This is a genomic window from Bacillus sp. REN3 (assembly GCF_017912555.1).
Classification (GTDB): domain Bacteria; phylum Bacillota; class Bacilli; order Bacillales; family Cytobacillaceae; genus Mesobacillus.
The window spans coordinates 60,318-72,822 of the sequence record NZ_JAERSD010000008.1 but is presented as its reverse complement, the minus strand read 5'-3'; the positions used below and the strand labels follow the sequence as shown (position 1 = coordinate 72,822).

General features: G+C 44.3%; 13 protein-coding genes. 12 read left to right on the top strand and 1 reads right to left on the bottom strand.

The features are described 5' to 3' along the window. Positions 1–369 precede the first annotated feature (369 nt). From JJQ88_RS09280 to JJQ88_RS09260, 5 genes are all read left to right on the top strand, one after another. Positions 370–1,155: a metallophosphoesterase gene (locus tag JJQ88_RS09280; protein WP_210365554.1), complete on the top strand. Its 786-nt coding sequence runs from the start codon at positions 370–372 to the stop codon at positions 1,153–1,155. Between the two features lie 366 nt (positions 1,156–1,521). Further along, the gene (locus JJQ88_RS09275; protein WP_210365552.1) at positions 1,522–1,677 is read left to right on the top strand and encodes a hypothetical protein; all 156 of its coding nucleotides are present in this window, start codon (positions 1,522–1,524) and stop codon (positions 1,675–1,677) included. 505 nt (positions 1,678–2,182) lie between these two features. Further along, positions 2,183–2,761: a genetic competence negative regulator gene (locus JJQ88_RS09270; RefSeq protein ID WP_210365550.1), complete on the top strand. Its 579-nt coding sequence runs from the start codon at positions 2,183–2,185 to the stop codon at positions 2,759–2,761. 225 nt (positions 2,762–2,986) lie between these two features. Continuing rightward, entirely contained in the window at positions 2,987–4,264 is a 1,278-nt protein-coding gene (locus JJQ88_RS09265) for a Glu/Leu/Phe/Val family dehydrogenase (protein ID WP_210365679.1), read from the top strand. Positions 4,265–4,411: 147 nt separating this feature from the next. Further along, on the top strand, positions 4,412–5,377 hold the full coding sequence (locus JJQ88_RS09260) for a YpdA family putative bacillithiol disulfide reductase (RefSeq protein WP_210365678.1): 966 nt from the start codon (positions 4,412–4,414) through the stop codon (positions 5,375–5,377). Positions 5,378–5,821: 444 nt separating this feature from the next. Here JJQ88_RS09260 and JJQ88_RS09255 read toward each other — a convergent pair whose 3' ends face one another. Then, complete coding sequence (locus JJQ88_RS09255) at positions 5,822–6,793, bottom strand: asparaginase (protein WP_210365548.1); 972 nt, start codon at positions 6,791–6,793, stop codon at positions 5,822–5,824. Positions 6,794–6,894: 101 nt separating this feature from the next. On the opposite strand from JJQ88_RS09255, the gene prsW reads away from it, so the two are divergent. The 7 genes from prsW to JJQ88_RS09220 all read left to right on the top strand — a co-directional run bounded on the left by prsW (position 6,895) and on the right by JJQ88_RS09220 (position 12,489). Further along, positions 6,895–7,566, top strand: coding sequence for a glutamic-type intramembrane protease PrsW (gene prsW / locus JJQ88_RS09250; RefSeq protein WP_210365547.1), 672 nt, complete (start codon positions 6,895–6,897; stop codon positions 7,564–7,566). 160 nt (positions 7,567–7,726) lie between these two features. After that, positions 7,727–8,440 (top strand): spore cortex-lytic enzyme, encoded by a 714-nt coding sequence (gene sleB, locus JJQ88_RS09245; protein WP_246861028.1) that lies wholly within the window; start codon positions 7,727–7,729, stop codon positions 8,438–8,440. Positions 8,441–8,452: 12 nt separating this feature from the next. Then, complete coding sequence (gene ypeB, locus JJQ88_RS09240; RefSeq protein WP_210365543.1) at positions 8,453–9,802, top strand: germination protein YpeB; 1,350 nt, start codon at positions 8,453–8,455, stop codon at positions 9,800–9,802. Between the two features lie 392 nt (positions 9,803–10,194). Then, positions 10,195–10,854: a flagellar brake protein gene (locus tag JJQ88_RS09235; RefSeq protein WP_210365541.1), complete on the top strand. Its 660-nt coding sequence runs from the start codon at positions 10,195–10,197 to the stop codon at positions 10,852–10,854. A 68-nt stretch (positions 10,855–10,922) separates the two neighbouring features. After that, positions 10,923–11,105 (top strand): YpfB family protein, encoded by a 183-nt coding sequence (locus tag JJQ88_RS09230; RefSeq protein WP_210365539.1) that lies wholly within the window; start codon positions 10,923–10,925, stop codon positions 11,103–11,105. A 125-nt stretch (positions 11,106–11,230) separates the two neighbouring features. Then, complete coding sequence (gene cmk, locus JJQ88_RS09225; RefSeq protein WP_210365537.1) at positions 11,231–11,911, top strand: (d)CMP kinase; 681 nt, start codon at positions 11,231–11,233, stop codon at positions 11,909–11,911. Then, positions 11,908–12,489: a lysophospholipid acyltransferase family protein gene (locus tag JJQ88_RS09220; protein WP_210365535.1), complete on the top strand. Its 582-nt coding sequence runs from the start codon at positions 11,908–11,910 to the stop codon at positions 12,487–12,489. Before cmk ends, JJQ88_RS09220 begins: the two co-directional genes overlap by 4 nt. The last annotated feature ends 16 nt before the right edge of the window (positions 12,490–12,505 follow it).

The following is a 12,505-nucleotide window of genomic DNA, read 5'->3' as shown; positions in this document are numbered from 1 at the left end:
GTATCTGGTTATTAACTGGATTCCATTAACAATGCCGTTCCAACCGGAAAGTTTTTTGTGGATATCATCCTTCAGCCGGTTGATTTCCTTGTTGGTACTGTGGCATTGTTTTTGGGCATGTTTTCAATTGGAGGAAGGCTCCGAGATGGGTTGATTGCATTGTCTTCAACCTTCCAGGAAAAAAGGGCAATGTTCCTTATATCATTTTTGCACCATGCAGCTTAAGTTGTTTTTTTCCTGATCATAATGTTGAATATATGGCAGGGATCACTGTTTTTCTGTTTTTGCCTATTTTATGTTATGATTCCTCTTGTTCCTTTCCGCTGGGAAGGTTCGGGATGAATAATGGGTTTTACCAGGAGGTTTTTTATGGAAATCACTTATTTCCTGTTTATTATCCTGCTTTTCGGCGGTTCCCTGCTTTACTATATGTATCGTCTCGCTTTTAGCGACAGATTGGTGGAGAGTGTTCTCCGGTTTAAAGATTTCCCGGCTGGGTTCGGAGCAGTCAGGATTTTTTTTATTTCGGATATCCATAAACGGAGCATTTCCGATTCCATCATTTCGGCAGCGAAAGGAAGAGCAGATATTGTCATTATAGGCGGGGATCTTGCCGAAAAGGGAGTTCCACTTGAACGTATATCCGCTAATATTGAAAAGTTAAAAACGATTGCGCCTGTTTTTTTCGTCTGGGGAAATAATGATTATGAATTCGATTCTCATCAACTCGATTCATTGCTATTTCATTCGGGAGTCAAGATGCTAGACAATACAGCAGTAAAATTTGAAGCTGGTGATGGGAGCACAATGGTTGTTATGGGAGTAGACGATTTCGGCTTGAATAGGAGCCGGCTCGATCTTGCCCTACAGGATGCAGGAGAATCGGACTTTGAGATCCTTGTGAGCCATAATCCCGCCATTGCGGGAGCTTTGATGCCCGGCCATAGGATAAAGCTTGTCTTAAGCGGCCATACACATGGCGGCCAGATAAGAATCTTTGGTTTCGGTCCGTATGAAAAAGGCGGCGTAAAAATAGTCAATGGGGCAACGGTGTTTACAAGTAACGGATATGGCACGACAGGAGTTCCCTTAAGGCTAGGGGTGAAGCCGGAAACACATCTGATTACGGTGTGCGGGGAGGAACGGGCAGACTGAGGTTTTACAGGAAGGGAAGAGCGTGGGTATAATCGGTATTGCAGAGGTACATTGGAGGAATAATGAAAGGGAAATTCGAAAGGGAAAATTTTGTCAAAATGCTATTCAACATGCTTTCAATCCGGCCAGGGATTTAAAGGTACCGGGAACGGAGTTATCATATCCTCGATTCTGTCAGGAATTGCATCCGGACACCGGCGATATACCATACCTTTTAGCTTCTGGAGAACCTAGCCTGGCTGATTTCTAAGGTGGTCAATCAGGGATTCACCATCAGTCAGGCGATTTCCTCTTGATGGAAATTTCCTTCTTAGAACTGCATTAAACCGGAGAATCACCTGATCAAGATTCACTGGGGCAGTATGAATGGATTTTAATGAGGCCGTTTCGGATGCACTATACAAATATGTAATCAGTTTATTTACAGATGACAATATTGTCATCGAGCATTTAGGTCTTGTAGTGGTTAAAGGGGGTTATTTATGGGAAGAGGGAAATATAACAACCGCTATGAGCATTTAGCTCCTTCCCTCCTGTCAAGGATAGAGGGATTGTCCAATTCCTTTGTCCCCCTTTCTCCCCTAAGGAAGTGGCTGTATGATGTTTCGGCGAAAGACATGATCTCGGATTGCTGATCTTCACGTTCTAATTGAGGCTAAAGAGGTATGATGCTATCTATCTTGGTACAAGCAATATTGAGAATGATATCGAGATTTTCCTGAACAAGGTCAGACCCGAAGTTTTTGTTTTTTCTTGCACACTTGATCAAAATCCATCAGCTGTATTGAAAACGGCCGATAAGCTTAACTTCAAATTTCCCGGTTTTGCAAAAAGGCCATGGAGGCACTTTGATTGATTCATTGCCTGCCAGGATGATGGACCGCCGCAAACAGAGCGTTGCGGGAATGACGCCAACCGAATGTGGGAAGTGGCTGAAAAAGCGTATCGAAAGGGTGAAATGACTCACCAACCTGCAGGAAATTCATAAACTAAAACAAGAGCTTTGTCGATGGCAGGGGGCATGATTATGCGCTTGGAACGATTAACAAACAATAAAATTAAAATTTTTCTTACTATTGATGACCTCTCAGACAGAGGGTTGACGAAAGAGGATATTTGGAAAGACTCCTTAAAATGGCATCAGCTTTTCCATGATATGCTTGCTGAGGCAAGCGAGGAATTCGATTTAGAGATTATTGGTTCGGTTGCTGTGGAGATCTTCTCCCTCCATGCCCAGGGGATGGTCATGATTGTTACGATGGCTGAACAGGATGCGGATGAGGAGCAGTTTGACGATGGAGTCATCGAAATGCAGGTCACTGTTGATGGAAGTGAAGATATCCTGTTTGAATTCAGTGACATCGAGGACGTCATCGATCTTGCCAAGCGATTGTTCTATGCCGGCCTGCAGGGAGGGAGCCTCCATTTCATGGAAGGAAGTTACTATATGCTAATGAACGGTATCTCGCCGACGGACGCCGAGAAGGCAGTATCGCTGATGGCTGAATATGGCGTCTCGTCCATCATGAGCATACACAGGCTGCTGGAGTATGGCAATGAGATTCTTGAAGAAGATGCAGTCGGAACGCTTGTCCACTATTTTTAAAGGGTGGGCCTGGTTCCGGCTTTTTGAACTTCCGTTCAGAAAGTCCCACAATTCTGTAAATTGTGCACCAAGTCAGTATTAATCAACACCTTGATGACAGCGTTTACAGTAAATAATCAAAAAATGCGGAAAACTGTTTTTTTCTTCTTGCATAAAAAAAACAAAGGTGTATACTATGTCATGAAAGCAGACAACATCCGCAATAGTGATTTAGGAGGTTTATCAATGGTAGCCGCTAACGGTAATGAAAATCCAAATTCAGAAGACAAACATGACGTCTTACGTTCCACTCAAACTGTCATTCATAAAGCTTTGGAAAAGCTTGGATATCCAGATGAAGTGTATGAGCTTTTAAAGGAACCGCTTAGATTGATGACAGTCAAAATTCCTGTCCGTATGGATGACGGTTCTGTTAAAGTCTTTACTGGCTACCGGGCGCAGCACAATGATGCAGTGGGTCCAACAAAGGGAGGAATACGTTTCCATCCAAACGTAACGGAGAAGGAAGTCAAAGCCTTGTCGATCTGGATGAGTCTTAAATGTGGCATCGTCGACCTGCCTTATGGTGGAGGAAAAGGCGGGATCATTTGTGATCCGCGCGATATGTCATTCAGGGAGTTGGAAAGGCTGAGTCGGGGATATGTAAGGGCAATCAGCCAGATTGTAGGACCGACAAAAGATATTCCTGCTCCAGATGTGTTCACAAACTCACAGATTATGGCTTGGATGATGGATGAATACAGCCGTATTGATGAATTTAACTCTCCTGGATTCATTACAGGCAAGCCGCTTGTTCTCGGTGGTTCACACGGTCGTGAATCAGCAACAGCAAAAGGGGTAACGATTTGTATTCGCGAAGCTTCAAAAAAGAAAGGAATCGAGCTTGAAGGAGCAAGGGTTGTTGTCCAGGGATTCGGGAATGCGGGAAGCTACCTGTCGAAATTCATGCATGATGCTGGTGCGAAAGTCATCGGTATTTCTGATGCATACGGAGCTCTCTACGACCCAGATGGACTGGATATCGATTATTTGCTGGATCGCCGCGATAGCTTTGGTACAGTAACGAAACTTTTCAATAATACGATTACAAATAAAGAGTTGCTGGAACTTGATTGTGACATCCTTGTTCCGGCCGCAATAGAAAATCAGATCACGGAAGAAAATGCCTATAACATCCGTGCCAGTATAGTGGTTGAAGCAGCCAACGGCCCGACGACTCTTGAAGCGACGGAAATCCTTACTGAACGAGGCATCCTCCTCGTTCCTGACGTCCTTGCTTCGGCAGGCGGGGTAACCGTTTCTTACTTTGAATGGGTGCAAAACAACCAGGGATATTATTGGTCGGAAGAAGAAGTGGAAGAAAAACTCGAAAAGGTCATGGTGAAATCTTTCGAAAACATATATGAAACCGCGCAGTCACGCAGGGTGAACATGCGCCTCGCAGCATACATGGTCGGTGTAAGAAAGATGGCAGAAGCAGCCCGCTTCAGAGGATGGATTTAACCGGGGCAATCTGCATTATCTTTGCGAAACGATGCTAATCATTGAATCTTATGATGAAATCTCCTATCATTTAAAGGTAGGAGATTTTTTATTGAAATTTGAGAATGCACTGTTATAGATAGAACGCAAGGAGAGATGATGTTCAAGATGAGCAGGGAAGAAGTGATTATTGTCGGCGGAGGCCCATGCGGCCTTGCGGCAGCCATAGCATTGAAAAAAAAAGGAATAGAGTCTTTAATCATTGAAAAAGGCAATATTGTGAATGCCATATACAAATATCCAACCCATCAGACTTTTTTCAGCAGCAGTGAAAAGCTCGCGATCGGGGATGTGCCATTCATAACTGAAAATCATAAACCGAAACGGAACCAAGCACTTGTCTATTATCGGGAAGTAGTGAAACGGGAGAAATTAAGGATCCATAAATTCGAAAAAGTATCTTCAGTTGAAAGGCTGGGTGATGGCGGTTTTGAAGTCAAGACAGATAAGGCTGTCTATCAAGCTAACCAGGTAGTGATTGCCACGGGCTACTACGACAATCCAAATTACATGGGTATTCCGGGCGAAGGTCTGGAAAAAGTATCCCATTATTTTAAGGAAGCCCATCCGTATTTTGATATGGATGTCGCAGTGATCGGCGGAAAGAATTCAAGCATTGACGCAGCGATCGAACTTGTGAAAGCTGGAGCAAGGGTAACCGTCCTTTACCGCGGCAAAGAATATTCTCCAAGTATCAAGCCCTGGGTGCTTCCGGAATTCGAGTCGCTCGTCAAAAACAGCATGGTCAATATGGTCTTCAACGCCGATATAAAAGAGATAGCAGAAGACTTGGTCATTTATGAACAAGAAGGAAGTTTGACGAAGCTAAAGAACGACTATGTATTCGCAATGACTGGTTATCATCCGGATCATGATTTTTTGAAAAACATGGGAGTAGCGATTGAAGAAGAAACGGGGCGACCGCACTTCGACCCAGATACAATGGAGACGAATGTAAAAGGAATCTTCATCGCCGGGGTCATTGCTGCGGGGAATAATGCGAATGAGATTTTCATCGAAAACGGCCGCTTCCATGGAGGCCAGATTGCCGATGCGATAGCATCGCGAAAATAAGAATGATAAGAGGCTTTCCCAAAAGTATGATCTTTTGGGGAAAACCTCTTTTTTTCTTGTAAAACAACTCGTTGTCTTGCGCTCCAGGTACTACGACGGACAGGAAGTCCTAGTGCCGGCTTTGCAACAGGGCGCGCTCCCGCAGGACACTGAATGGGCATCCACGAGTTTGCACATGCACGAAGGAAATGCGTTAGCATTTTCGAGGTGTATCCGTGACTTCCGCTCCAATCAACGAAGTGTGCTTTTCCTATTCGGTGAATAAGTGAAAAAAAGACTCGCCCTCTTTTGGAATAATCTAGTCACCATAACCCCAATACCAAGGGAGCGATTCTCTTATGAAACATGATCATATTTTCTTCATCGTTTATACAGTGGATCAATTAATCCTGCCACTTGACCTCGAAGTCCTCATCACCGAAAACCACCTTAGACGAATTATTGCTAGAGCTCGAACATATGCCTTATTTCTTCCATGCTCCCGGAATTTGATAAAGCGACTAGCAGTTTGATGCGGGCCTTTTGTCCATTCAATCCATTTGAAAAAATCACCCCTAATTTCTTCAAATGTTGGCCTCCCCCTTCATAACCGTATGTATCCTGGACAATCCCATTGAAACTTCTTGATACAATCACGACAGGTATATTGTTTGCAATCAGGTCGGCTACGCCTGGAATGGAAGCTGGCGGAAGATTCCCCTGCCCAAGGGCCTCAATTACCACTCCGTCCACCGAAAGATGCAGGATAGCCTCCAGCAATGAAGAATCCATCCCTGCATGGGCTTTTACCAGTACAACTTTTTTTGAAATATCCGATACAGGATAATTTTCATGTTTGGTTGGTGTATGGTGGAACAGTACCCCCCTTTTGGTTACGATCCCAATTGGCCCATATTGTGGGCTTTGGAACGTTGAAAGGTTGCTGGTATGGGTTTTCGTGACGTTGACTGCAGTATGGATCTCATCATTTAGGACAACTAGCACACCCTGTCCCCGGGCTTCGTTGCTTGAAGCTACCCTTATGGATGAGATTAGATTATACAGTCCGTCCGAACCGATTTCATTGCTTGAACGCATGGCTCCCGTTACAACAATCGGGATGTCCGCCTGGACAGTCAAATCCAGGAAGTAGGCTGTTTCTTCAAGTGTATCTGTTCCATGCGTGATGACAACTCCGTCAATCTCTCCTCTGTTATTGTATCGCTCAATGATGCGTTTTAATTCCATCATTTCTTTCGGCGTGACATGTGGGGATGGAAGGTTGAATGGTTCTTCCACTGTGAGATTAGCCAGTTTTGCCAACAGGTCTGTTCTTTCCCGCAAAGGATTGTATGTCCCGGGCTTGACTGATCCGCTTGTATCTTCACTCATTGAAATCGTTCCACCAGTATGTATAATTAAAATATTTTTTTTCAAGAATAGCCACCTCCAACTAGACAATATAGAAATAATCCACCATTTTCTTTCTCCTTATATCATGATACGATTAAAAAAACAAATTGAAAAGAGGACAGTGCATGCTGGCAATCGTTGCAGCCGGGGTCGCACCAGGCCTGGCTCTTTTAAGTTATTTCTATTTGAAGGATCAATACGATTCCGAACCCATTTCGCTAGTATTCAAGACATTTGTCTTTGGTGCATTGCTTGTGTTCCCGCTGATGTTCTTCCAATATGTGCTGGCAGCCGAAGGGCTGTTCCAGGGGGATTTCACAAAAGCCTTCGGTACCGTTGGTTTATTGGAGGAATTCTTTAAATGGTTCATCCTTTATTATACAGTCTTCCAGCACGTTTCCTTCGATGAACCTTATGATGGCATCGTCTACGGAGCTTCAGTTTCATTGGGCTTTGCCTCTGCTGAAAATATCCTGTACTTGATTGCGAATGGGCTGCAGGATGCATTCGGCAGAGCGTTGCTGCCGGTATCGAGCCATGCGCTGTTTGGGGTCATCATGGGCTATTATATTGGCAAGGCGAAGTTTTCGGCCGGATCGAGGACTAGGAGGATTGCGTATTCGCTATTCATCCCGGTTGCACTCCACGGAGTGTACGATTTCATTCTCATGTCGATGGAAGACTGGGTGATTTTCATTTTCCCCTTCATGGTTTTCTTATGGTGGCTCGGATTGCGGAAAGTCAAGATGGCAAGGCTGTTGACAGTCAAGCAGCTGGAAAAAGAATATCCAATATAAAAAACTCTTCATTTGAGCAAAAATGGAGAGTTTTTTCTTTTGCAGGAATAAAAGTCAATCCTTTACAAAAAATAGACTTACTATCTTTAAGTTCACTTCTTGGGGGTTGCATGCAATGAAGAATTACCGGTTAATCTTGAAATGGATAGCCATCATTGTAATGAGTATGTCTATTGTTCAATTCAGCGGATCTAACGAAAAGGCTGATGCATTCACGAATCAGGTTTTGCAGCAGGGAGCTGTTGGGGCAGATGTCATCGAGCTTCAATCCCGACTAAAGTATATCGGGTTTTACAACGGCAAAATCGACGGGGTTTTCGGCTGGGGAACCTACTGGGCCCTAAGGAACTTCCAATATGAATTCGGCCTGCCGATTGATGGAATTGCCGGATGGCAGACAAAACTGAAACTCGCGAAAGCATCCAAAGGTGTGAAAATCAATTGGAGTGGCGAACAGGCAGCGAAACCAAAAAGCAAAACGACTGTTAAACCTGCTGCTGCCAATACGCCGAATGGCTTTTCCCAGAACGATATCCAGCTGATGGCCAACGCCGTCTATGGAGAAGCGAGAGGAGAACCTTATACAGGACAGGTTGCAGTGGCAGCGGTCATTCTCAACAGGCTTGAGAGTGCCACATTCCCGAATACTGTTTCGGGTGTCATTTTTGAGCCGCGTGCCTTCACGGCAGTAGCAGATGGCCAGATTTGGCTGACTCCGAACGAAACCGCAAGGAAGGCGGTACTGGATGCAATCAATGGATGGGATCCATCTGGAAATGCATTATATTACTTCAATCCTGCGACTGCCACGAGTAAATGGATTTGGTCAAGACCGCAAATCAAACGTATCGGGAAACATATTTTTTGTGAATAGAGGTGAGCTGAATTGATAAGAGGAATCCTTATAGCTGTACTGGTTATTGGCATCGCTGGAACAGCCTATTGGGGCTACCAGGAGCACAGGGAAAAGACAGCTGTTCTCATCAATGCGGAAAATAATTATCAACGGGCCTTCCATGATTTGACGTACCAGATTGACTTGTTGAATGACAAGATCGGTACTTCGCTTGCGATGAATTCCCGGAAGTCTTTATCGCCACAGCTGGCAGAGGTCTGGAAAATCACTTCCCAGGCACATAATGATGTGGGGCAACTGCCATTGACGCTTCTCCCATTCAATAAAACAGAAGAATTTTTAGCGAACATAGGGAACTTTACCTACAAGACCGCGATTCGGGATCTTGATAAAGAGCCATTGACAGACAAAGAATATGCCACCTTGAAATCGCTTTATAAGCAATCCGGGGAAATCCAGCAGGACTTACGGCAAGTACAGCATATGGTCCTGAAAAATAACCTGAGATGGATGGATGTGGAGCTTGCGCTGGCGACGGAAAAAGGGAAAACGGATAATACAATCATCGATGGATTCAAGACTGTGGAAAAAACGGTGGAAGGTTATAGCGAAACCGAATTCGGCCCAGCCCAGATTAATCTGCAAAAAAGGGATGAAAATTTCAAAAAGTTAACTGGAAGGAAAATCAGCCCGGAAGAGGCAGTAAAGATTGCCAAGAAATATGCCCCCCTGAGAGGGACAGCCGAGGTGAAGGTCACCGAAAATGGCAAAGGCTCCGACTTTGGGTTTTACAGCGTTTCGATCCTAGATAAACAGGCTAAACAAGAAGCAAGCATGGACATTACAAAAAAGGGTGGATATCCAATCTGGTTCATACTTGCCAGGGACGTCAATAAGCAGGCTATCAGCCTGAATGAGGCTTCAAACAAGGCGATTGCGTTCCTGAAGGAAAATGATTTCCGGGACCTCAGCCTGTTTGAAAGCTCACAGTATGACAACATAGGAGTTTTTACTTTTATCGGGAACCAGGATGGAGTAAGGATTTTTCCGGATGCTATTAAAATGAAGGTTGCACTGGATAACGGGAAGGTAATCGGCTTTTCCGCAGAAGATTATTTAAAATCACATAAATCAAGAGTAATTCCTAAGCCTTCTATTACGGCTGAAGAAGCAAGAGCCAAAATAAATCCTAAGCTTAAAATCATGGACGAAAGCAAAGCGGTTATCTTGAATGATCTGAATGCCGAAGTGCTCTGCTACGAGTTTCTGGGTGTTCTCGGAGATGATACATTCAGGGTTTTTATCAATGCCGAGGACGGAACGGAAGAAAAAGTTGAAAAGCTGCATAATGCAGAACCAGTTTACGAAGATGTTGTCTAAGGGAAAAGCAGATGCTTTTCCCTTTTTTATCCCAGAAAGCACTAATTATTATCCAGGGTCCAGCCAAACTCCTGACTCCTTTTGCACGAAGCCATTGGCCAACTCGGCCAAATGGCTAGAGGGGTATCCTGTACATTCATTCTAACGGCATCCCCTTCGGCTCTCCTGTTTTGGTTCTTCCGCTTCTTTCTGGTAAAATTGTTGACAAGAAAGCATATTCTTTTGCATCCTTACCCAGGCACCATGAATCCAGGGCAGTCAGTGTGTCTAGTGAGAAAACTTGCACACAAGTATAAAGTTCCATTGTTTATAAGGACTATTGCACTATTCGTTCCAATCGTGCCATAATAATGTCAGGCAAATTCAGGAATTAATGCGAGGAAGTGGGCGGCGTGATCAAAATTGGGGATAATATCATCCTTGAAGAGAAATATTCTGACCATTCAGATCAATATAAGTGCAAGCTTGTCGAAAGAAGAGGGAATGACCTGTACATAGATTATCCTATCAATACCAGCACAGGGAAAACTGCTTTCCTATTGGAAGGGACGCCGTTAAAAGCGATTTTCAAAACAGTCTCAGGCTCCCATTATGTGTTTGAAACCGTGGTGAAGGGCCGGGTCAAGCTGAAGATTCCGATGGTTGTCCTATCCTTCCCCGGCAATGAAAGCCTGATTAAAATCCAGCGCAGGCAGTATGTCCGGATAGATACGTCTGTTGATGTGGCGGTTCATCCTGTCAACGGAACATTCAAGCCGTTTACAGCAGTTACCGATGATATCAGCGCAGGCGGTGCTGCACTGATCGTGCCCACGGGCAGAGGTCTGAAGCCGGGGATGAAAATCGATTGCTGGTTTGTATTGCCGATGCAGAGTGAGGGTTATGAATACAGGAAGTTCCGGTGTAAAGTTGTCAGAATCATACAAGGGGACAGAGGTATGGAAAAGGTTTCCATTCAATTTGCCGAACCGTCAGGTGCTGATAAACGGCTGCTGATCAGGTTTTGTTTTGAACAACAGCTGGCTATGAAGAAAAAGGGACTGCCGGTTTAACTCCGAATAAATAAAGCAGGATGCTCCCATAATAGTAACTATACTTTTATGACTGGCGGGAGCGATCCATGAAAACATTTGAAAGAATACTATTGAAGGTCATTATTGTCCAATTTGTTTTTTTGCTAGCTGCACAGGTATTTTTTCACGAATTCAATTCTTTTCCTGAACTCAAGCAAATAACAGAATACGAAGGTGTCACTGACAATAATCATTCTGAAGTCCTTGAGACACTTGGGATCAGGGAATAAGCGGGCATTGCCTGCTTTCTTTTTTGTCATTTATAATAAATATCTTTTCTAACAGAGGATCCATCCGATTTTGTGTTAAAATAAGAAGAAAAATAGGGAATAACAAGGAGAGTATCAGAGGAATTATGAGTAAACGCATTTCTATTGCTATAGATGGACCTGCAGCGGCAGGAAAGAGTACAGTGGCAAAGATTGTCGCTGAAAGGCTTTCATACATATATATCGACACAGGTGCAATGTATCGTTCCCTTACATATAAAGCTTTGAAGGAAAGCGCAGATCTCCATGATGAGAATGTGATGGTCGAATTGCTGGGCAGAACCAAGATCGATCTGCTTCCGGGAGAGGCAGGCCAAAAGGTTTTCCTTGATGGCGTGGAAGTGACTGCCGAAATCAGGACAGCGGAAGTTACCAATCAAGTTTCTTTTGCCTCTGTACATGAGCAAGTAAGGAAAGAAATGGTGAGGCGCCAGCAGCTTTTTGCCGCAGACGGTGGAGTGGTAATGGATGGAAGGGACATCGGGACACATGTACTTCCAAACGCCGAAGTGAAAATCTTCCTGCTTGCCAGTGTGGAAGAAAGGGCCCAACGCAGGCATAGGGAGAATATCCAAAAAGGTTACTCATCTGATCTGGAGAGACTGAAGGAAGAGATTGCCGCAAGGGATAAAATTGATTCGGAACGTGAGGTCGCTCCTTTGAAGAAAGCGGAAGACGCGGTTGTCATCGATACAACTTCATTGTCAATTGAAGATGTCGCAGAAAGAATCATGGAATTGGCCTTGGAAAGGATTGGGTTGAAATGACGTTCTATTCGTTTGCAAAATCTCTTGTCAAAATCGCTTTGACACCAATCTATCGAATGGAAGTGATTGGAGTAGAGAATATCCCTTCCGAGGGCGGTGTCCTGCTCTGCGCCAATCATATCGATAACCTTGATCCCCCAATAGTCGGAATCACCTCTCCACGCCCGGTTCACTTCATGGCAAAGGATGAATTGTTTTCTGTGCCAGTGCTTGGCAAAATCGTTAGCCATCTCAATGCTTTCCCTGTCAAAAGGGGGATGAGTGACAGGGAAGCTTTAAGGAAAGGGATTGCCATTTTAAATGAAGGAAAGGTTTTAGGACTGTTTCCTGAGGGAACTAGAAGTAAGACAGGAGAAGTCGGGAAAGGTCTCGCAGGCGCAGGTTTTTTTGCCCTCAGATCCGAAGCGCAGGTGGTCCCTTGTGCCATCATTGGCCCATATAAAGCATTCGGGAGGCTTAAAGTTGTTTACGGAGAGCCAATTGATATGGGGCTGGCAAAGAAAAACAAGCTGAATGCCGAGCAGACAACCGATATGATCATGAAGGAAATCCAGAAGCTAATTTCCCAATATAAGTAATGTTTCCTGCTTGACA